The organism is Pseudomonas guariconensis, from assembly GCF_015680235.1.
Taxonomy (GTDB): Bacteria; Pseudomonadota; Gammaproteobacteria; order Pseudomonadales; family Pseudomonadaceae; genus Aquipseudomonas; species Aquipseudomonas guariconensis_A.
This window is the reverse complement of the sequence record NZ_JADLJL010000023.1, coordinates 26459-47570: the sequence shown is the minus strand read 5'-3', so window position 1 is coordinate 47570 and position 21112 is coordinate 26459. Positions and strand designations below refer to the sequence as shown.

Annotated in this window: 17 protein-coding genes and 2 pseudogenes; 9 read left to right on the top strand and 10 right to left on the bottom strand. The window is 61.8% G+C overall.

Annotated features, from left to right (window positions below):
- Nucleotides 1-74: 74 nt before the first annotated feature.
- Nucleotides 75-1283, bottom strand: a complete 1209-nt coding sequence (locus IRZ56_RS16165; protein WP_196145849.1) for an MFS transporter — start codon at nucleotides 1281-1283, stop codon at nucleotides 75-77.
- Nucleotides 1284-1486: 203 nt separating this feature from the next.
- Between IRZ56_RS16165 and IRZ56_RS16160 the strand changes: the two genes are divergently transcribed.
- Nucleotides 1487-2212 (top strand): DUF72 domain-containing protein, encoded by a 726-nt coding sequence (locus IRZ56_RS16160; RefSeq protein WP_196145848.1) that lies wholly within the window; start codon nucleotides 1487-1489, stop codon nucleotides 2210-2212.
- On the top strand, nucleotides 2209-2745 hold the full coding sequence (locus tag IRZ56_RS16155; protein ID WP_196145847.1) for a DUF488 family protein: 537 nt from the start codon (nucleotides 2209-2211) through the stop codon (nucleotides 2743-2745). Before IRZ56_RS16160 ends, IRZ56_RS16155 begins: the two co-directional genes overlap by 4 nt.
- Nucleotides 2746-2959: 214 nt before the next feature.
- Here the strand turns inward: IRZ56_RS16155 and IRZ56_RS16150 are convergent, their stop codons facing one another.
- A complete protein-coding gene (locus IRZ56_RS16150) occupies nucleotides 2960-3880 on the bottom strand; it encodes a LysR substrate-binding domain-containing protein (RefSeq protein WP_196145846.1) in 921 nt (306 codons plus the stop codon).
- Nucleotides 3881-3992: 112 nt separating this feature from the next.
- Here IRZ56_RS16150 and IRZ56_RS16145 point away from each other — a divergent pair.
- A pseudogene (locus IRZ56_RS16145) lies at nucleotides 3993-4761 on the top strand (transketolase family protein).
- A gap of 179 nt (nucleotides 4762-4940) precedes the next feature.
- Here IRZ56_RS16145 and IRZ56_RS16140 read toward each other — a convergent pair.
- The 5 genes from IRZ56_RS16140 to IRZ56_RS16120 all read right to left on the bottom strand — a co-directional run bounded on the left by IRZ56_RS16140 (nucleotide 4941) and on the right by IRZ56_RS16120 (nucleotide 11686).
- The gene (locus IRZ56_RS16140) at nucleotides 4941-5480 is read right to left on the bottom strand and encodes an AAA family ATPase (RefSeq protein WP_196145845.1); all 540 of its coding nucleotides are present in this window, start codon (nucleotides 5478-5480) and stop codon (nucleotides 4941-4943) included.
- A 591-nt stretch (nucleotides 5481-6071) separates the two neighbouring features.
- Nucleotides 6072-7244, bottom strand: coding sequence for an MFS transporter (locus tag IRZ56_RS16135; protein ID WP_196145844.1), 1173 nt, complete (start codon nucleotides 7242-7244; stop codon nucleotides 6072-6074).
- A 291-nt stretch (nucleotides 7245-7535) separates the two neighbouring features.
- A complete protein-coding gene (locus tag IRZ56_RS16130; RefSeq protein ID WP_196145843.1) occupies nucleotides 7536-8498 on the bottom strand; it encodes an MBL fold metallo-hydrolase in 963 nt (320 codons plus the stop codon).
- A 228-nt stretch (nucleotides 8499-8726) separates the two neighbouring features.
- Nucleotides 8727-10889 carry a TonB-dependent siderophore receptor gene (locus tag IRZ56_RS16125; RefSeq protein WP_196145842.1) on the bottom strand — a complete coding sequence of 721 codons (2163 nt, stop codon included), beginning with the start codon at nucleotides 10887-10889 and terminating at the stop codon, nucleotides 8727-8729.
- Between the two features lie 278 nt (nucleotides 10890-11167).
- On the bottom strand, nucleotides 11168-11686 hold the full coding sequence (locus IRZ56_RS16120; protein WP_196145841.1) for a YkgB family protein: 519 nt from the start codon (nucleotides 11684-11686) through the stop codon (nucleotides 11168-11170).
- 156 nt (nucleotides 11687-11842) lie between these two features.
- Between IRZ56_RS16120 and IRZ56_RS16115 the strand changes: the two genes are divergently transcribed.
- Nucleotides 11843-12685, top strand: a complete 843-nt coding sequence (locus IRZ56_RS16115; protein ID WP_196145840.1) for an AraC family transcriptional regulator — start codon at nucleotides 11843-11845, stop codon at nucleotides 12683-12685.
- Between the two features lie 15 nt (nucleotides 12686-12700).
- On the opposite strand, the gene IRZ56_RS16110 is transcribed toward IRZ56_RS16115, so the two are convergent.
- Nucleotides 12701-13447, bottom strand: coding sequence for a sulfite exporter TauE/SafE family protein (locus IRZ56_RS16110; protein WP_196145839.1), 747 nt, complete (start codon nucleotides 13445-13447; stop codon nucleotides 12701-12703).
- A gap of 116 nt (nucleotides 13448-13563) precedes the next feature.
- Here IRZ56_RS16110 and IRZ56_RS16105 point away from each other — a divergent pair, with 116 nt between their 5' ends.
- A complete protein-coding gene (locus IRZ56_RS16105) occupies nucleotides 13564-14451 on the top strand; it encodes a LysR family transcriptional regulator (protein WP_196145838.1) in 888 nt (295 codons plus the stop codon).
- 29 nt (nucleotides 14452-14480) lie between these two features.
- Here the strand turns inward: IRZ56_RS16105 and IRZ56_RS16100 are convergent, their stop codons facing one another.
- Nucleotides 14481-14873 carry a RidA family protein gene (locus tag IRZ56_RS16100; RefSeq protein WP_196145837.1) on the bottom strand — a complete coding sequence of 131 codons (393 nt, stop codon included), beginning with the start codon at nucleotides 14871-14873 and terminating at the stop codon, nucleotides 14481-14483.
- Between the two features lie 141 nt (nucleotides 14874-15014).
- Between IRZ56_RS16100 and IRZ56_RS16095 the strand changes: the two genes are divergently transcribed.
- Nucleotides 15015-15929: a LysR family transcriptional regulator gene (locus tag IRZ56_RS16095; protein WP_196145836.1), complete on the top strand. Its 915-nt coding sequence runs from the start codon at nucleotides 15015-15017 to the stop codon at nucleotides 15927-15929.
- 236 nt (nucleotides 15930-16165) lie between these two features.
- Here IRZ56_RS16095 and IRZ56_RS16090 read toward each other — a convergent pair whose 3' ends face one another.
- Nucleotides 16166-17059 (bottom strand): LysR family transcriptional regulator, encoded by an 894-nt coding sequence (locus IRZ56_RS16090; protein ID WP_196145835.1) that lies wholly within the window; start codon nucleotides 17057-17059, stop codon nucleotides 16166-16168.
- Between the two features lie 147 nt (nucleotides 17060-17206).
- Between IRZ56_RS16090 and IRZ56_RS16085 the strand changes: the two genes are divergently transcribed.
- The 3 genes and pseudogenes from IRZ56_RS16085 (at nucleotide 17207) to IRZ56_RS16075 (ending at nucleotide 21092) form a co-directional block, all read left to right on the top strand.
- The gene (locus IRZ56_RS16085; RefSeq protein WP_196145834.1) at nucleotides 17207-18286 is read left to right on the top strand and encodes a 4-oxalomesaconate tautomerase; all 1080 of its coding nucleotides are present in this window, start codon (nucleotides 17207-17209) and stop codon (nucleotides 18284-18286) included.
- Nucleotides 18287-18349: 63 nt separating this feature from the next.
- A pseudogene (locus IRZ56_RS16080) lies at nucleotides 18350-19665 on the top strand (dicarboxylate/amino acid:cation symporter).
- Nucleotides 19666-19787: 122 nt separating this feature from the next.
- Nucleotides 19788-21092, top strand: a complete 1305-nt coding sequence (locus tag IRZ56_RS16075) for a CitMHS family transporter (protein WP_196145833.1) — start codon at nucleotides 19788-19790, stop codon at nucleotides 21090-21092.
- Nucleotides 21093-21112 lie beyond the last annotated feature (20 nt).

The following is a 21112-nucleotide window of genomic DNA, read 5'->3' as shown; positions in this document are numbered from 1 at the left end:
ATCCGCGAGCGGTAGCGCGTCTGCGCACAGTGCCCGAGGATATCGACAGCCGAGACGATAGTCATGCGCGAGGACTAACGTCTGTGCCGGGCGAGGAAGATCATCAGCGCCAGGGTTGGAATCGCGGCCGCTGCGTAGAGCGAAGAAGACCACCCGAAACGTTCATACAGCGGGCTTGCCAACACCGAGCCCAAGGCTCCGCCGACAAAGATGCAGGTCATGAACACAGCGTTGAGGCGTGCCCGGCTGTGTGGGTCCAGCGCGTAGACTTCGCGCTGTCCCAGAACCATGTTCATTTGTACGGCAAAGTCCAGGGCGACAGCCGCAGCTACCAAGCCCAGATAGCCAAGCCCAGGAATGCCGGCGAGCAGCAGCGAGAGGGGAGCCAGCAGCAAGGCGACCAAGGTGCTCGCATGGCCATGGCCGGCATCGGCAAGACGCCCGGCGATGGGCGCGGCAATCGCACCAACGGCACCGACCAGGGCAAACACCGCCACACCGTTCTGGCTGAAACCGTAATGGCGGATCAGCTCGATGGGAACGATGGTCCAGAAGAAGCTGAAGCTGGCGAACAGCAGCCCTTGGTACAGCGAGCGCTCACGCAGCACGGCGTGTCGCCTGGCCAAGGCGAAAACCGAACCGATCAGACGACCGTAGGTAGTGCGCTGGTTCGGCATACGTTCGGGCAACAGCATCGCGACCAGGCCGGCTATGACTACCATCAGTACCGCAGCACTGTAGAACATGCCTCTCCAACCGAAGTATTCGGACACCAGGCTCGATACCGGGCGGGCGAGCAGGATGCCGAGCAACAGGCCACTCATGATGTTTCCCACCACCCGACCCCGGGTACTTTCCGGGGCCATGTGGGCGGCCAGGGGCACAAGGATCTGCACCGCTACCGAGGTCAGGCCGATCAGCAGCGACGCGGCCAGGAACAGCGAAGGCGAATCGGCCAGGCCGGCCGCGGCCAGGCAGGCGCCGACAACCAGGGTGAGGCCGATGACCAGGCGCTTGTTTTCCAGGAGGTCGGCCAACGGCACCAGGAACAGCAGGCCGACGGCATAGCCCAACTGGGTCAACGCCACGATCAGGCTGGCATGTTCGGGTGTAAGCCCGATGCTGGGTGCGATGAGTTCAACGATGGGCTGGGCGTAATACAGGTTTGCAACGACGGCACCACAACAGAACGCCAGGAAAAGGATCAGTGCCTTGGACAGGGCGGGCGAAGTGTCGGCCTCTATCGAGGGTGAAGCGGTAATCTCAGGGCTGCTCGCTGACATGGCGAGATCTCCGTTTGGGGGGAAGTCAACGACAAGCCTATGTGTGCAGGCGTGCTGTTGGTATCCGAGCTTGCCGCAATGAACCTATGCGCGTTGCGCAACACTGGCCGTCGTCGTTGCGCTAGAGCAACTCGACGGAACGCACCGGTTTCGCCCATCGTCTGAACAGACAGGCATTCGAGTCCTGGAGGTCAGTCCCGCCTATGACGTTGTTCATTGGTTGTGCCGGTTGGAGCTTGTCCCGCGCCTATGCCGAGGCGTTTGCGCAGGTGGGCAGCCATCTGCAGCGCTACGCGGCACGGTTGGGTGCGGTGGAGATCAACAGCGCGTTCTACCGCCCGCACAAGCCCCAGACCTACGCCCGATGGGCCGCTTCGGTGCCCGATCATTTTCGTTTCTCGGTGAAGGTGCCCAAGACGATCACCCATGAGCAGCGTTTGCATGCCTGCGATGCACTGCTCGAAGCGTTCCTCGAACAGTCCGGGCAACTGGGCGAACGGCTGGGCTGCCTGCTGGTGCAATTGCCGCCTTCGTTGCAATACGACCCGCACGTCGCCCGGCGCTTTTTCGAGGCTCTACGCAGGCGTTATGCCGGGCCGCTGGCCCTCGAACCACGGCATGCGTCATGGCGGTCCGCAGGGCCGATGCTTATCGACCTGCAGATAGCCCAAGTGGCCGCCAGCCCAGCGCGTTTCGAAAACGATGCCCAGCCCGGCGGATGGCCTGGGCTGGTCTATTGGCGTTTGCATGGTGAGCAACGGATCTATTACAGCGAGTACTCCGAGGCCTACCTGCAGCGTCTGGCCGCGCAGCTGCGAGCGAGCTGTGAGGCAAACGTGACGACCTGGTGTATTTTCGACAACACCGCTGCCGGGGCCGCCTTGGGTAATGCTCTGGCACTGCAGGCAAGCCTGGACCTGGTCCGATGAGCTGCGCGCCGAAAACGGTATTCACCGTGGGGCACTCGACCCGATCGATCGAGGTCTTCATCGCATTGATGCGCAGCTTCAGTGTGCAGGTGGTGGTCGATATCAGGACCGTTCCTCGCTCCCGTACCAACCCGCAATTCAACTTGGAGGTACTCCCAGAACGGCTGAAGCACGAAGGCATGGATCACCGTCGGATCGCAGCGTTGGGCGGGTTGCGCAAGAAATCGACGAGCATCGCGCCGCACACCAATGGGTTGTGGCGCAACCGCAGCTTTCACAACTACGCCGACCATGCGCTGGGTGCCGAGTTCGCAGCGGGGCTGGATGAGCTGATCGAGCTCAGTGAGGCCCGGCGCTGCGCGATCATGTGTTCCGAGGCGGTCTGGTGGCGCTGTCATCGGCGCATCGTTGCCGATCACCTGCTGGTACGGGGGATCGAGGTCATGCACATCATGGACATCGGCAAGGCCACCCGGGCGCAGTTGACGTCGGGTGCCGAGATTCGTGGCCTGCTGGTCGAGTATCCAGGCTGACATCGTGCATGGGCTCAATCGCTGGCAAGCCAGCTCCCACAGGTACAGCGTTACGCTTGAGAGCTGCGCCGCCCTGTGGGGGCTGTCTGGCAAAGTTTATGAGAACTGGCACGATCCCAGTGGGAGCCGGCTTGCCGGCGATGGGGCCAGCATCAGCTAGCCCATGGACATCGACAGGGCCACCCGGGCGCAGTTGACGCCGGGTGCCATGAGTTCAGTAGTTGAAATCATGCCCCAGCTGACCCTGCACCCAATCGAGGAACAGCCGCACCCTCGAGGCTTCGGCATGCCCACGAGGGAACACCAGGTGATGGGCACTGACGGGCGTGGCCAAGTTCCTCTGGGAACACCGGCACCAGCTCGCCCTGGCAATGTAGTCCTGGGCCAACAAAGAACTCTCAAGGGCAAATCCATACTCATGGCCAGCGGCTTCCAGGCTCATGTAGGAGCGGTCGAAGCTCAACGCAAATGGGGCTTGTGGCAGAGGCACACCTTGCTGGGCGAACCATTGGGGCCACTGGACCAGGGCGGCTTCGGAGAGGATCAGGTTTTCACGCAGCAGGTTGCTGGGCTGCGCTATCTGCCGGCGTGCGAGCAACTGTGGCGAGGCCAGCACCGTCGCACGTTCATGACGGATGGTGCGTACCTCCAGGCTCGGCCAGTTGGGGTAGCCATGGCGGATGTCCAGGTCGATCTGGTGACGGCCGAAATGCAGGGACTCGTAGGAGCACGACAGGTTGATCTGGATTTGCGGATGGCTGCTGCGAAAGTGTTCCAGGCGCGGCAACAGCCACAGCAGGCCGAAGCTGGGCGCTGAGTGAAGCCGCAGGCAATCGAAGCCAACCGCGATCCCGGCACGCTCCGTGGCGCTGGCCAGGCTTTGCAGGATGCCGGCGACCTCGCGCAGGTACTGCTCGCCGGCAGGCGTCAATGACACACCCCGGGCTTCGCGTATGAACAAGGGACGGCCGATCAGCACTTCGAGATTGGCAATCTGGTGACTGACCGCCGAGGGTGTGAGGTTGAGCTGCTCGGCGGCCCTCGCCACATTGCCAAAGCGGGCGACCTGTTCGAAGGCCTGAATTGCTTTCAGTGGAGGGATCTGTGGCGGCTTGCGGATCGCGTCCTGGTCCATGGTCGTTCCCTGCTCAGCGCGGAAGGCAGGGGTGTTTGTACACCCATTTCATTCGCGTCGATGAACACGAATGGGATCTCGCCCTGCAGGCGCTGGACGCCGGGAGCCAAGCATGAGCACTGTAAACGCCGCGAAAAAGCGTCTGAGCACCTCGGCGATGATCGCCTCCATTGCCGCCGAAGGCCAGCCAACCCGTTCGGCACCATTCGGCCACGCCCTGGCAAGCTTGGCCGAGCAGCGTCAGGACATCGTCGGCCTGAGGGCCGACCTGTCGAAGTACACCGACCTGCACATCTTCGCCAAGGCCCACCCGGAGCGTTTCTACCAGATGGGCATGGCCGAGCAGTTGTCGATGAGCGCTGCCGCCGGCATGGCCCGCGAAGGCATGACGCCGTTCGCGACTACCTATGCGGTGTTCGCCTCGCGACGGGCCTATGACTTCATCTGCATGGCCATCGCCGAGGAAAACCTCAACGTCAAGATCGTCGTCGGCCTGCCTGGCCTGACCACGGGCTACGGTCCCAGACACCAGGCCACCGATGATCTGGCGATCTTCCGTGCGATGCCGGACCTGATGATCGTCGACCCTTGCGACGCGCTGGAAATCGAACAGGCGGTACCTGCCATCGCCGGGGCCGGTCTACATGCGCCTGTTGCGTGGCAACGTACCTTTGGTGGTGGTGACGGCGGAGAACCATTCGATCATCGGTGGGCTAGGGGAGGCGGTCGCCGGTGTGTTGTTGCGCAACGGGGTGACGCCGACGTTCCGCCAGATCGCGCTGCCGGATGCGTTCCTCGACGCAGGCGCACTGCCGACCTTGCATGATCGCTATGGTATTTCCCCCGAGGCTGTGGCGCGGCAGATCAAGGCTTGGCTGTAGTGCTCAAGTGGTGGGAAGCCCCTCATGGGCTGCTCGCTCCAACAGGATGTGCGCAAACCTGAGCGGGCTTGCCCCGCGATCAAGGGCCACCCCTTGCCCTGCAGGTGCGGCGGCAGGGCTGCCCAATCGCGGGACAAGTCGGACCGCCGCACCGCCGCTCCCATAGGTCTGCGTGAGCATCAGGTAACCGGGTCAGACTTTGCTACGCCGCCGCACTTTCCGAGGAAATCATCGATCTGCTCTTTGCCGCACAGGTGCACTGTCGGAACCTCCGGCGCAACGGCCAGGCGGATCGCTTCGATGCCTGCACGATAGTCGCTGTCGAACTGCCAGACGAATTTCAGGAACTCTAGAAATGCTTTATCCAGCCGCTCCTTGCAGCCAGCTGGTCGATCGGGCCGAGGCCTGTTCATCACGCTACGCACGATTACGCGGGCGAGGCATGTGAGCCGTGGTGTATCAAGCCAGATGACCAAGTCAGCACGGGGTAGACGCAGGTCGAATGTGCGTCGCGCATAGTTGCCTTCGCAAATCCAGGCACCCGTAGCGACTGCGCCGCGAACGCGTTCGCGGAACTGTTCAGGGTCGGGCTCCGTCCAGTCAGGCTCCCAGAAAAATGTGTCGAGGTGGATGACGGGGGCCTTCAGACGCTTGCCCAATTTACGGGCGAGTGTCGATTTGCCGCTGCCGGCATTGCCCAGGATAACAATCCGTTGCATGGGAAGACTTCCAGTCGCAAAAGAGGGGCGGCGATTTTGCGTGTTTTTTTCCAGCTGTCAATGATGAAGAGAATGCGGCTGTTCTGGGTCGTGGCATGCAGAAACTATTTCTGTCACTACGCTGTGCAGCAAACACCATCCTGATTTGCGATGAATGGGAGCAGCATGATGATCGGCGACTTGGCGCTTGAGATCATTTTTCGAGGTGCTTGCTTTCCAGTGGGTTGGCCGGTGGTGAAACTTGCTACAGCGGGCAGATACCCGTCAAAAGGGGCCTGGTTCGCTCAACGTGTTGAGTCTGATTGGACTTCTGCAGTCGGCCTTGTGGTGCTGTTGGTCGTGATGATGCTGTTGGCCCGGCAGTTCTCTTAGCTGGACATTTCACCTTTATTGATGACCGCTTCTTACCAATACCATTTGCTGATACGGCGATCTGAGTCAAGCGCCGGCAGGCTTGGCAGGGCCGCGGGCAAATCGGCATGCCTGGACAGGGAGGCAGAAGGTCAAAGGCTGTTTCGCGTCGAGCAAGGTGTTTGCTGCAATTACTGAGCACTGCGATGGCGAGCGAAGCCTCGCCATCGCGCCATACGATCAGAGCGTCTCGCCGACTGCGTTGGCGGCAACCTTGTTGCGCCCGCCGAGCCATACCAGCAGCAGGCCACCCGCGGCCAGCAAGCCCCCGGCGACCGGAACCGCGGCGTAGCCGAGGTTCAGGCTGATGACCCCGCCGCCCAAGGCCGCGCCCACGGCGTTGCCGAGGTTGAAGGCGCCGACGTTGATCGAGGAGGCCAGGCCCGGGGCTTCGGCAGCGGCGATCATCACGCGCATCTGCAGGGGCGGAACCACGGCGAAGGTGAATACGCCCCATACCAGCAGGGCCAGGGCGGCGCCGACATGGGTGCCGAGCACCAGCGGCATCAGCAGCATGATCAGGGCCAGCACGCCGAGGAAGATGCGCGCCGCGCCGTCCAGCGACCAGTCGGCCAGGCGCCCGCCCAGGCTATTGCCCAGGGTGAAGCCGACGCCGATCAGCACCAGGCCCAGGGTGACGAAGCTGTCCGAGGCGCCGGTCAGTTCGGCAAGCACCGGGGCCACGTAGGTGTACAGGGTGAACATGGCGCCGGCACCGAGCACGGTGGTGGCCATGGCCAGCAGGACGTTCGGCCGGGCGATCACGGCCAGCTCCCGGCGTACATGGGGCACGCTGCCGCGTTCACCCTTGGGCAACGCGTACCACAGCGCAGCCATGGCCAGGATGCCGAGCATTGCGGTGCCGGCGAAGGCCAGGCGCCAGCCGACCTGCTGGCCAATCCAGGTGGCGGCGGGCACGCCGCCGATGTTGGCGATGGTCAGGCCCATGAACATGGTGGCGATGGCGCTGGCCTGTTTCTCGCGGGGCACCACGCTTGCCGCTACCACCGCCCCCAGGCCGAAGAAGGCGCCGTGGTTGAGGCTGGTGATCAGGCGCGAGGCGAGCAGGGTGCCGTAACTGGGCGACAGGGCCGAGAGCAGGTTGCCCAGGGTGAAGATGGCCATCAGCGCGATCAGCGCGCCGCGCTTGCCGAAGCGGCTAAACAGCAGGGTCATGATCGGTGCGCCGACCATCACGCCGACGGCGTAGGCGGTCACCAGCATGCCAGCACTGGGAATGCTGACATTCACGCCATCGGCGATGACCGGTAGCAGGCCCATGGGGGCGAATTCGGTGGTGCCGATGCCGAAGGCGCCGATGGCCAGGGCGAACAGGACGTGTCCGGGTTTCATTGCATAGGCTCCTCGAGCGTAGTGGATCAGGTAGGGGCGCAGTATGGCCGTTGACGGGATGTGGATTAAGTCACGATTGCGCGAATGACTTTTGATCTGGAGTCATTAATCCTGACGCACAGTGCGGGAGCGCTATTGATTTTGCGCCCACCCCGTCTGTGGGAGCGGGCTTGCCCCGCGGTCAAGAGCGGAGCCCTTGCAAGGCGGCGGGGGTCGGGTCTGGCCCCATCGCGGGACAAGCCCGCTCCCACAGCGGGCCGCAAAATCTGTTCAGCGGTGCCAGGCCATTTGTCATGGGGGGCTGGGCATGAGCCGCCCATTGCGCCCCATGTGGTAACGCTGCAGGTCCCTGGCCAGGATCAGGTTGCCGCTGTAGTGCGCCATCGCTTCGGCGCGCACATCTTCGATCGATGGGCTACGTCGTGGGTCGGGCTGGTAGCGCGCGCTGAAGTGCGTGAGCACGAGGTTGGCGATGCCGGCCGCCTCGGCGAACTGCGCCACGGCCGCAGCGGTGCTGTGGCCGAAGGTCACCTGGGTGCGCTCGACGATCGGCTGGGTGAAGGTCGCTTCGTGTACCAGCACATCCACATCCTGGGCGACCTCTGCGAGCAACTGCGGGGTGTCGTTGTCACCGCAGACGATGATGCGCCGTGGCGGGCGGGAAGGGCGCAGGTAGTCCGAGGTGTTCAACACGCGGCCTTCATGTTGCACCGGGTTGCCGTGGGCCAATTCGCCCCACAGCGGGCCACGGGGAATGCCGTCGGCCTCCAGGCGCGCGATGTCCAGTCGCGGTTCGGGGTTGATTTCGCTGAACACGAAACCATGGCTGGGCACTCGGTGCGACAGCGGCACGGTACTCACCTGGATATTGTCGTTGCGCCAGGTGCCGAGTTCTTCGAGCGCCAGTAGGCGCAGTTCGAATTGCAGGTAGGTCTGGCTGACGGCCAGGCCCAGGCGCAGCCAGTCGTGCAGCGCGGCGGGCAGGATCAGGTCCAGTGGCTGGGTGCGCCCGGACATGCCGGCGCTGGCCAGCAGGCCCGGCAGGCCGAAGCAATGGTCGCCATGCACATGGGTGATGAACACACCGCGCAGGTCGCGGATCGATAGAGAGGTATGCAGCAACTGGTGCTGGGTGGCCTCGCCGCAATCCACCAGGTACCAGTGGCTGCCCGTGGCTTCGATGACGGCGGTGCCGGTAACATTGCGGGCCTTGGTGGGCACGCCGGCGGAGGTGCCCAGAAACTGCAGGTCCATTGGCTGGCTCCTTTGCGGGTCGCAGGTCGGGTCATTGTACGACCATGCGCACGGGCAGGAGGTCAGTTGGTGTCGGTACTGGCCCAATCGCCGGCAAGCCAGCTCCCACAAGGGTCTGCAAAATCAAGTAGTTATGCATTGTTCTGTGGGAGCGGGCTTGCCCCGCGATGGGGCCAGCCTGGGCAACCACTCACCCATGGAAATGTCGGCCTGTGGCGCCCCGTGGTGTCAGAAGGTGTATTTGGCCGTCAACATCAGGTTGCGCGGGTCACCGAAGGTATCGCCGCCATAGTCCACCGATTTGGAAATGGAGGAGTAGTATTTCTTGTCGAACACGTTGTTGGCGTTGAGCTGCAAATCGAGGTTTCGGTTCACCTGGTAGCCGGCCATCAGGTCGGTCACCGCATAGCTGCCCTGGATCAGCCGGTACTCGCCGCCCTCGGTCGGGATGTCGTTGTACATGCGGCTCTGCCAGGTCACGCCACCGCCGATGCGCAGCTTCTCCAGCGGGCCCTGGAAACGGTACGTGGTGTATAGCTTGAACTGGTGCTCGGGGGTATCGGTTTCAAGCGGCTTGTTGACCTTGGCGGGGGCATTGTCATCCTTGATCGTGTGCACGCGAGCGTAGGTGTAGCCGGCACCGATCTGCCAGCGGTCGGTCAGCGCACCTTGCAATTCAAAATCGATACCTTGGCTGCGCACTTCGCCGGAAGCCTGGTAGCACGTCAGTTGCGGGCAGTTCGGCAGTTTGACCTCGACTTGGCGGTTTTCCTGGTCGATACGGAACAGCGCCAAGCTGGCGTTCAGCGCGCCATCGAAATACTCGCCCTTGATCCCGACCTCGTAGTTCTTGCCCACGATGGGCGTCACCGGTTTGCCGGCGCCATCCCGGCCGTCTTGCGGCGTGAAGATATCGGTGTAGCTGGCGTAGACGGAATGGCGCTCGTCCAGGTCGTAGATCAGGCCACCGTAGCGAGTGACCTTGCGCGTCACCTTGTAATCGCCGGTGTCATTGTCGCGCTGGTCGTAGTCGTACCAGTCCAGCCGCCCGCCCAGGATCAGCTTGAGCGGCTCGGCCAGGCTCAGGCGGGTGGTGGTGTAGACCCCTTCCTGGTTGATCAGGTAGCGGTTATTGCCGGTATGCACGAAGTCGGGCTTGCCGCCGTCGAGGGGGTAGTCGGTGTCATACGGGCTGTAGTTGTGCTCGTTCATGTCATAGAGGCGCTTGCTGGCACCGACCACCAGCTCGTGGGTGCGGCCCAGGGCTTGGAACGGGCCGCTGGCAAAGGCATCCAGGCCCAGCTGGTTTTCGTCGTGCTTGGACTGGTAAACGGTACGGCTCAAGGTCTTGGCCGTGTTCCAGCGCGATTGGTACGAGCCCCGGAACAGGGCATTCTGCTCGCTGTAGTTGGCGTTGGCCTGCAGCTTCCAGTCGTTGGCCAACTGATGACGCAGTTCGGCGAACAGGGTATTGATTTCCTGGTCCTTGTTTTCCCAGTCCGTGCCTGGGTTGTACGAGCGAGACACATCCAGGTGGTGGCCGCTGAGGTCGGTGGGGATGGCGCCCCAGAAGAAATTGGTCTTGTCCTTCTGGTGGGAGAAGCCGAGGGTGAGGGTGGTGTCCTCGCTCAGGTCGGCTTCGGTGATCGCATAGAACAGGCCGTGATCTTCCTTCTGCCCATCACGGAAGCTATTGGCATCACGGTACGAGGTGACCACCCGCCCGCGCAGCGTACCACTGTCGTTGAGCGGGCTGGAGGCGTCGAGTTCGCCCCGGTAGTTGTCCCAGCTGCCGGCGGCGCCCGTCAGGGTGACTTTACGTTCGGCCAGTGGGCGCTTGCGCACCAGGTTGATCGCCGCCGATGGCGTGCCGGCCCCGGTGACCAGGCCGGTGGCACCGCGCACCACTTCCACACGGTCGAACATCGCCAGGTTCGGTTGGGCGCCTACCACCCAGCCGGTGTACGAGCTGGGGATGCCGTCGTACATGATGCTGTCGACGTCGAAGCCTCGGGCTGTATAGGACTGCCGGCCAGGACCGCTGGATTGATTGAGAAACAGGCCGGGGGTGTACCTGGCTACATCGTTGATGCTGGTCATGTTCTGGTCATCCATGCGCTGGCGGGTGACGACGGTCACCGCTTGGGGTGTTTCGCGCAGGGTCAGGGGAAGCTTGGTGGCGGTCGACATGCTACCGGTGGTGTACGACTGCGACCCTTCGGTGGTACTGCCCAGGCCTGTATCGGTGATAGCCGTGGCGCCGAGCTCGAGCACCGCGGGCGCTGCGGGTTGTTCGCCGGCGGCCGTGGGCGCGAGTGGTGCCATGCAGATGGCGATTGCCAACAGGCTACGTGTGGGCGTGAAGCGTTGGGGTGAAGGGACCAGGGACATGCCGTCATCCTTGTTACTGATGATTATGATAATGATTAGCAATAAGTTTGTCAGAATATGTCCCTCACTGACAATGCGTTCGAATGGGCGGATGTGGGGTTGGGCTATTCAGACGGGGGAACGGTGAGTCATTTGACCAACAGCCAGAATTGCCTGGTTAATGATTTGCGGCCAAGGGGTAGGGCCCGATGTCGGAGCCAGCGGATTTATTGGCCTGATAACGAAAAGGGTCTTCTGATCGTGCAGAAGACCCTTATCAAGACGCGATGTTATTTCTATCAAGACGCGATGTTATTTCTGCTCAAGTGAGTCATCGAGGTGCCGGCAATGAAAATCGAAGCCGCGAGCAGACCCAAGTCCTTCAATAGGAACTGGCCAGGCACCACGGAAATCGCAGGGAAACCGAGGCTAGGCTCGAATACGCCTGGCGTGGTCAGCATGAATGAAAGCGTCGTGATGAACAGGCCGGCGGAGAGCAACCCGCCCAAAGCCGAGAATTTGGCAGAAAACACCCGGCCAGCGATCAGTAGACCGATAGAGACCTCCAGAACACCCAGAAAGTTAGAGAATCCTTGGATGCTCATGAGGTTGTACACCCAGTAAAGCAACGGGCTGTTACTGACGAAGCCATGAATGCCGTTCGCCTCATAGCCAGTGAACTTCATGCCTCCGAACCAGAAGTAGATGATGGCCATGGCCACGTAGATGCCTACAACGCCGGCACGTGTGGCGTGCTGGCCCAGGCCTTTGTTCAGGAGGCGGGTGGTGAAGGAACGGTCAGCAATAGAAGTGTTCATGAGCGATCTCCAAAGAGTCTGTTGTATCAGTGGGCATACGGCGCACTTCCTAGCGCCGTTTGAGTACGGGGCCATGATGCAAGGGAACGACATTCTTTTGGGTTCAATTAGCCTATAATTTGCTGCAGATCGTCCAAATCCGAGGTGCGCGTACTCATGGATCGATTATCCAAACTGCTGACGCTCTACGGTGTGCGTGCCGAGCTGTATTACAGCGGTGGGCTTTGTGGCACTAGGCAATACACCGACGCAGACCGCAGGGGCCATATCCATCTGCTGCAGAGCGGGGTGTTGGCCTTATCGATCGAGGGTCGATCGAGTGTATTGCTGACCGAGCCGAGCCTGATTTTCATTCCTCGCCCCAACCGGCACCAGGTATCCAGTACACCGGCAGGTGAAGCCCGCTTGCAATGCGCATCCCTGGCCTTCGCGGGCGGGGAGGACAATCCGTTGGCAGCGGCCTTGCCTGATGTGATGGTTTTGCCGCTGGCCGGGCTGCCAATGCTCTCGGACACGGTCAAATGGTTATTCGCCGAGGCCGACGGCGACCATTGCGGTCGTCGCGCTACGCTGGATCGACTCTTCGAGCTGGTGGTCATTCAGTTATTGCGGCATCTGCTCGACCACCATCAGCTCGAGTCCGGAATGATGGCGGGCCTTGCTGATGCTCGCCTGTCTCGTTCATTGGTCAAGATTCATGAAATGCCTCAGCACCCCTGGTCGATTTCGCAACTGGCCAGCGAGTCGAATATGTCACGCGCGAGTTATGCCGCGTACTTCAAGGCTGTGGTTGGGCAGACGCCTGCCGATTATCTGTTGAGCTGGCGGATCAGCCTGGCGCAGAAGCTGTTGCGAGAAGGAGGCTCCATGGCTTTGATCTCCGATCAGGTTGGGTACGAGAGCCCCTCTGCATTAGCGCGGGCATTCCGGCGCAAGACCGGTCTCAATCCGCGCGACTGGATGAAGTCGATCGATGCAGCTGATGCGCATCCTGTTTGATGTTTGCCTCGCGTATCAAAAGAACGGACGACAAAAAAGCTCAAGCCCCAGCACGATCAGGAACAGCAAGAAACAGTGGCGAAAGCGCTTGGGGCTGATTCGCCTCCGCACAACTTGACCGGCCCACATTCCGATCAACGCCGGAACGATGGCCATCGCGGAGGTGCCCAGTTGCGTCACCTGAAAGGCGCCATGCATGAACAACCCTATGGCGAGCGCGACGGTGGAAACGGTGAACGACAAACCAAGCGCCTGAACCAGCTCCTCGCGGCTTATGTTCAACGACCCAAGATAGGGAACCGCCGGCATCACGAACACACCGGTAGCGCCGGTGACCATACCCGTGGTCAAGCCGATCGCCGGCGATAGCCATCGCTCGAGCTGCGTGGGCACAGTAAAGGCCGGCGCGATGAGTGCATAGGTGGCGTACACGATAAGTGCAACGCCAAGGCCAAACCCAGACCAAGCCGGGCTCACCTTTACCAGCCATGCTGATCCGGCAACCGTTGCGAGGGTGATGCACAGCATCATGGGCCATAGGCGGCGCATCACTCGCGCCACTGCCGGGCCACAAAGCAGCTGCCACACATTGGTCACCAAGGATGGGATGACCAGCATTGCGGCGGCGCCGGCTGGGGGCATTACCGTTCCCAGCAACCCCATGGCAATGGTAGGAAGCCCCATGCCGGTTACGCCTTTCACCATCCCTGCAAGCAGGAAGGTGCCGATCAACAGCAAGATGTTCAATGCAGAGTCGTGCATGGCAGGGCTTCTACAGCAGGGCATGGGTGTTCAATTGAAGCTGTTGGTGAGGCCAGGCACAATGCGGAAATATTCATTGAAGCTTCGGACGCTCCGAAGGCAGGAGTAGGGCTTACATGCGCCTCGACTTGGCAGACCTGCAGCTGTTCCTGTGTATCGTGGATGCCGGCAGCATCACCGCCGGGGCCGCGCGCGCGAATCTCGCCCTGGCCTCGGCAAGCGAGCGCCTGCGCAACATCGAAAGCGCAGCCGGTGTGGCGTTGCTCGAGCGCCGCCCGAGAGGCGTCGTCACCACGGAAGCTGGTGAGGCACTAGCCCATCACGCCCGCCTGATTCTCAGGCAGCAAGAAAGGCTCAAGGGCGAGCTTCAAGACTTCGCCGCAGGTGCCAGGGGAACGCTGCACCTGTATGCCAATACTGCCGCGCTCATCGAGTTCCTGCCCAGCCGTCTTGCGCCATGGCTGGCAGCTCGGCCTCGTTTGCGCATCGAACTCAAGGAGCGCACCAGCATCGAGATCGTTCGCGCCGTTGCCTCGGGGTTGACCGAGGCGGGTGTGATTTCCGATGCCATTGCGGCTGATGGGCTTCAAGTGCAGGCAGTGGCACGGGACCACCTGGTCGTGATCACGGCTGCACAGAATACCTACGCGCTCGGCAAGCAAGTGACGTTCGCAGAGGTTCTGGAGCTGCCCTTCGTGGGCCTGTCTCAAGCAAGTGCATTGCAAGACCACATCGATGAACATGCCCGCGTAGCGGGCAGGCCGCTCGACCTTCGAATTCGCATGAAGACATTCGAAGGGGTGTGCGAAATGGTCGCGCATGGCGTTGGCATCGGGATCGTGCCGCAGAACATTGCAAAACGTTACCGACGGCGCTACGCCCTTCAAGTGGTTGCATTGGAAGAGAGTTGGGCGCGGCGCCAGCTGTGTCTGTGCTTCAAGGACTGGAGCGAACTGACGGGGCCGATGCAAAGCCTGCTGGCCCATCTGGGTGGTCGCCCATAGCCCTCGGAGGTAAGGTCTGGCGGGCTCCGTTACGGTAGTTTCGCGATCACTTTGATCTCGAAGTCGAAGCCCGACAGCCAGGTCACGCCGACTGCGGTCACCGTTGGGTAGGGCGCTTCGCCCCAATACTCGGACGCCACCTCCCAGATGGTTTCGAACTTCGAATCGGGGTCGACCATGAAGATGGTCGTGTCGACCACATCGTCGAAACTGCTGCCGGCCTCGGCCAGGATCGCGTTGAGGTTGGCGAAGGCCAAGCGCACTTGCGCCGCGAGGTCCGGTTCGGGCGAGCCATCCTTGCGGCTGCCGACCTGGCCGGACACGAACAGAAAACCGTTGGACCGAATCGCTGGCGAGTAGCGGTGAAGCTCATACAGTGCATGGCGGTCAGGCGGGAAAACGGCATTACGTTTGTTGGACATTGCATACCTCGTTCTGGGCCATCGCGGCTCGGTGTCTATGTTGACGCCACTATAAGGATCGCTTTCGACGTGGATAAACGGGCAGTCTTGTTCAGGACTGTTTGTATAATCCAAACAATCCAGGCGCGAGGGAGACGTGAGATGGACCGTTTCGATGCAATGCAGGCCTTTGCCCGGGTAGTGGAGACTGGCAGCTTCACCAAGGCCGCTGCGACCCTGCACATGAGCAAGACCACCGTGACGCAACTGGTTCAGCAACTGGAAGCGCGGCTGCGGGTGCGCTTGCTCAACCGCACCACGCGCAAAGTGAATGTCACCGCCGACGGGGCGGCCTACTACGAACGCGTGGTCCGGCTGCTGGTCGACCTGGACGACGCCGAGACCAGCGTGTCCAGTGCATCCATGGCGCCGCGCGGGCGACTTCGGGTAGATGTTCCCAGCCCACTGGCGCGCCTCCTGTTGATACCCGCCTTACCGGAGTTCTTTGCACGTTATCCGGATATTCAATTGACCTTGGGCGTGAGTGATCGCGTCGTCGACATCATTAGCGAGAACGTCGATTGCGTGGTGCGTGGTGGCGAGATCACCGATCAGTCCCTGGTGGCGAGGCATGTGGGCGATTTGCAGCTCGGTATCTATGCCGCGCGCAGTTATTTGCAGCGCTTCGGGATGCCGGAGCACCCTCGTGAGTTGGAGGAGGGCAAGCACAAGACCGTGGGTTTTCTTTGGACTCGTACTGGCAAGACGCTGCCCTACGCGATGCATCGCGGTGAGGAGCGCATGGAGGCTCAAGGCCGCCCGCAACTGATCGTAGACGACGGCAATGCCTACCTTGCTGCCGGCTTGGCTGGCCTTGGCATACTCTGGCTACCGCAGTACATGGCCGAACCACACCTTGCCAGCGGTGAGCTGCTGGCGCTGTTCGACGACTGGCAGATGCCGCCAATGCCGATGTACTTGGCATTTCCGCCGAACCGCCATGTCAGCGCCAAGGTCAGGGTGTTTATCGACTGGATCACCGAATTGATGTCTGAGCGTGCGCCGGTGGTTGAGTAAAACAGGCAGGACCACTTTGAATTACGGATTGCCCTGTCGCGCAAAGAACAAGCGGCTAGCGCTGGTCCCCCTGTGGGAGCGGCGGTGCGGCGGTCCGACTTGTCCCGCGATCAAGGGCGAAGCCCTTGCCAGGCTACGGTGATATCTAGCCCGGCCCAATCGCGGGATAAGCCCGCCCACAGGAGGCGGGCGGCGCGGCTGGCAATCAGCGCCCGATTCCGCGCAAGGTGTTTCGCTCATCGGTTGGGCCATTTATCCAGCAGGATCGACACGAACTTCTCTGCCGCTGGCGACAGCGACGCCCCTCGCCGATAGACCAGCCCCAGGGTGCGGGTGACCTGGGGTTCGATCAGCGGCACGCTGACCAGCGTCGGATGGTCGGCGCTGGGCATGGCCAGGCTGGGCATGGCCGAAACGCCCAGCCCGGCCTCGACCATGCCCAGCGAGGTGGACAGGTGCTGGACCTCATAGAACCACTTGGGCCGTAGGTTGAGCCCGGACAGGGCATGGTCCAGCAGCATCCGGTTACCGCTCAGGCGGCCCACGCCGATCAGGCGGTAGTCGGCCAGTTCGGCCCAGGTGACGGCGTCGCGGTTCGCCAGCTTGTGATCACGGCGGCAAGCCAGGACGAAATGCTCCTGCACCAGGGAGACGAACTCGATGTCCGGGTGTTGGCCGCTCATCATGTTGATGCCGAAATCCGCCTCGCCCCGCAGCACGGCCTCGAGCCCGTCGTTGGCGCTGAGATCCAGCAGGCGGATGCGGATCTTGGGGTATTGCTCGTTGTAGTCGCGGATCACCGACGGCAGGAAATAGAACGCTGCGGTTGGAATGCAGGCGAGGGTGACCTGCCCCGTTTGCCGTTCGGCGAGCTCCCGAATGCTCAGGATCGAGTCTTCGAAGTCATCCAACAGGCGCCTGGCCTTGGGCAAGAAGTCTCGCCCGACGCTGGTCAGGCTGACGCGACGGGTCGTGCGCTCCAGCAGCGAGGTGCCCAGCCCTTCCTCGAGCTTCTTGATCCGCCGGCTCAGGGCCGGCTGGGATAAGTGCAACGCTTCCGCGGCCTCGTGGAAACTGCCAAGTTCAGCGATTTTCACGAAAGATCGTATGTCTTGAAGCTCATATTCCATCTCGGATCACTCTTTGGTCACGGTCATAGATTGATTAATTAATCGCAATAATAGCTACGATATTTGCATTGGATTGATTTATCTATCCCTGTCAATCTTGTGCTCACAACATCAATGATCGCTATTGATCAACACGAGTGCGAAATCATGCAACGAATTCCTTGCGTACTCATGCGCGGTGGTACCTCCAAAGGGCCTTTTTTCCACGCCTGGGATCTTCCTTCCAATGTGGTCGAACGCGACGAATTGCTGATCAACCTGATGGGTTCCGGGCACGAACTGGAAATCGACGGCATCGGTGGCGGTAGCCCTCAGACCAGCAAGGTGGCGATCGTCAGCCCCTCGCTGCACGCCGATGCCGACGTCGATTACCTGTTCGTGCAGGTCATGGTCGCCCAGCGCCGAGTCGATACCGCGCCTAACTGCGGCAATATGCTTTGCGCGGTCGGCCCCTTCGCTATCGAGCAAGGGCTGGTCAAGGCCCAGGATGGCAAGACCTTGGTACGTATCCGCAACCTCAACACCAACACGTTCGTCAACTCGCTGGTGGAAACACCCGGTGGCGTCGTGCGTTACGAAGGCCGCACGGTGATCGACGGGGTGCCGGGTAGCGCCGCCCCGGTGCACCTGACCTTCCTCGACGCGGTAGGTAGCAAGACCGGCAAGCTGTTCCCCACCGGCCAGGCCCAGGATGTGATCGACGGTGTGCCGGTGACCTGCATCGACATGGCCATGCCGATGATGATCATCGAGGCCAGCGAGCTGGGCGTGACCGGTTCCGAGACCCCGGCTCAGCTGGATGCCGACAGCCGCTTGCTGAAACGCCTGGAGGCCTTGCGCCTGAAGGCCGGCAAGGCCATGGGGCTGGGTGATGTCAGTGGCATGGTGATCCCCAAGCCCGTACTGGTTTCTCCACCTCGTCACGACGGCACGCTGCAGGTGCGCTACTTCATGCCTCACAATTGCCACCGCGCCTTGGCCATCACCGGTGCGATCGGCCTGGCAACGGCCTGCGTCAGCCCAGGCACGGTGATCATGGACATGTTGGGAGAACACGCGCAGCAGCTCGAGGAAGTCCGCCTGGAGCACCCGAGCGGTGGCATCGACGTGGCGCTTTCGCGCAGCGGTGCCGATGGCAAGACGCTCCAGGCCTCCGTGGTGAGAACCGCCCGCCGGCTGTTTTCAGGCTTCGTCTACGCCCCGACCTTGCGCAAGCGGGCGGGGTAGGCAGGGTCTGCAGCACATCGGCAACTCGCACATCCGCACAATTTCAACAATGGGTGATGCCTCATGAAACTCGCGAAGTCACTGTATTTCCAGATTCTCTGCGCCATCCTGCTGGGCGTGGTGGTCGGTCATTTCTGGGCCCAACAGGCCGTTGCGCTCAAGCCACTGGGTGATGCATTCATCAAACTGATCAAGATGATGATCGCCCCGGTCGTGTTCTGCACCATCGTGACCGGCATCGCCGGCATGACCGACAAGCGTACGCTGGGTCGGTTGATGAGCAAGACCTTGCTGTTGTTCCTGGGGTTGACGATCGTCAGCCTGGTCATCGGCCTGGCTGCGGTATACCTGTTCCGCCCGGGTGTCGGCATGAACATCGACCCAGCCACCCTCAGCACCGAGGGGCTCGGCCAGTACGCCGCGTCTGCGGCCAAGCTCAGCGTGGTCGACTTCTTCATGCACATCATCCCCGACACGTTCATCGGGGCGTTCAACAAGGGTGAGGTGTTGCCAGTATTGTTCATCGCGGTGCTCAGCGGTTTTGCCCTGTCGTCGATGGGCGAGAAGGGCAAGCCGGTACTCGATGTGCTGGAGTCGGCCTCGACCATGGTGTTCCGTATCTTCGGCTACCTGATGCGCTTCGCCCCGGTCGGTGCTTTCGGTGCGCTGGCCTTCACCGTCGGGCAGTACGGCGTGACTTCCCTCGGGGCGTTGGCCAAGCTGGTGGGTACGCTGTACATCGCCTGCGCTTTCTTCGTGCTGGTGGTGCTCGGTGGCATCTGCCGTGCTCATGGCTTCAGCCTGTGGAAGCTGCTGCGGTACTTCCGCGAGGAGTTTCTGGTGGTGTGCTCGGCACCTCGTCCACCGAGCCCGTGCTGCCGCGCATGTTGGAAAAACTAGAAAAGCTCGGCTGCAAGAAAGGTGTGGTCGGGCTGGTGCTGCCAACCGGCTATTCGTTCAACCTCGACGGTACTGCCATCTACCTGTCGTTGGCGGCGGTGTTCATCGCCCAAGCCTGCAACATCGACCTGACCCTGGGGCAGACGGTGACCATGCTGGCGATCATGCTGTTGTCCTCCAAAGGCGCTGCGGGCGTGACCGGCAGTGGTTTCGTGGCGCTGGCCTCGACCTTGACCGTAATCCACGATATCCCGCTGGCAGGGCTTGCCCTGCTGATCGGCATCGACCGTTTCATGTCGGAGGCCCGAGCCCTGACCAGCCTGGCCAGTAACGCCGTGGCTACGGTGGTCATTTCACTGTCGGAGAACGCCTGTGAACGGGACACCTTGCTACGCCACCTCAATGGCACCCCGGCTGCACCAGCCGAGGGCGACACCGTGCACGCCGATTGGTCTGCCGAGCCTCGGCATCACGGCTGAAAGCCCTTCCACCTCACTGTGTTGACTTAGAATCCCACTCGACATCCCAGCGATGTGGAGTGGGGTAGGGGGCCGTCTGCCTTGCCGATGGCCGCAATAGAATAAAAACAAGAGAGAAGACCATGCTCGCACTCCTGGGCCTGATCATGGTGGTGACCTTCACCTACCTGATCATGAGTAAACGCCTGTCGCCGATCGTTGCGCTCACCGTGGTGCCCACTGCCTTCGCGGTGATCGGTGGCTTTGCCCCCGAGCTGGGCAAGATGATGCTCGACGGCCTGAAAATGGTGGCGCCCTCGGCGGCCCTGTTGCTGTTCGCCATTCTGTTCTTCGGCCTGATGATCGATGCCGGCCTGTTCGACCCGCTGATCCGCAAGATCCTCAAGCGCGTCAATGGCGACCCGATCAAGATTGCCATCGGCACAGCGCTGCTGTCGCTGTTGGTGGCGCTCGACGGTGACGGCACCACCACTTACATGATCACCTGCGCGGCGATGCTGCCGCTGTACAAGCGCATTGGCATGAACCCGATGATCCTGGCCACGGTGTCGATGCTGTCGCTGAGCATCATGAGCGGCATGAGCCCCTGGGGCGGGCCGGCAACCCGGGCCATTGCCGCGCTCGGGCTGGATGCGACCGAGTACTTCATCCCGTTGTTGCCCACCGTGATCGGCGGTGCGGCGTGGGTGGTGTTCACCGCCTACCTGCTGGGCCGCGCCGAGCGCCGACGTATCGGCAACATTGCCCTGGAGTCCGGGGGCGGCAATTGCTACATCAAGGAAATCCTCGGCGACAATCCGCACAAGCGTCCACGGCTGGCATACGTGAACCTGGTGCTGGTGATTGCCGTCATGTCGGCGTTGGTGATGGGCGTGATGCACTCCGCGCTGTTGTTCATGATCGGTTTTGTCGCGGCGCTGATGATCAACTACCCGCAACTGGACCTGCAGAAGGAGCGCATCCTCGCTCATTCGGGCAACGCCATGACTGTGGTGCTGCTGGTATTCGCTGCCGGCATCTTCGCTGGGATCTTCTCCGGCACCAAGATGGTCGATGCCCTGGCGCAGACACTGGTCGACTGGATCCCCGAGGCGTGGAGCCACTGGTTCCCGCTGGTGGTGGCGCTGACCAGCATGCCGCTGACCTTCGTGCTGTCCAACGATGCCTATTACTTTGGCGTGGTGCCGATTCTCGCCAACGCCGCCGCTGCCTACGGCATCGACCCGGTTGAAATCGCCCGCGCCTCGGTGCTGGGGCAGCCGGTGCACCTGATGAGTCCGTTGGTCGCCTCGACCCTGTTGCTGGTCGGCATGGTCGATCGCGATATCGGCGACTTCCAGAAGGCCACCGTCAAATGGGCGGTACTCACTTCGCTGGTCATCACGGCGCTGGCGTTGCTCACGGGGGCGCTGTCCTTCTTCGTCTGAGCCGCATCGGGCGCAGCCGG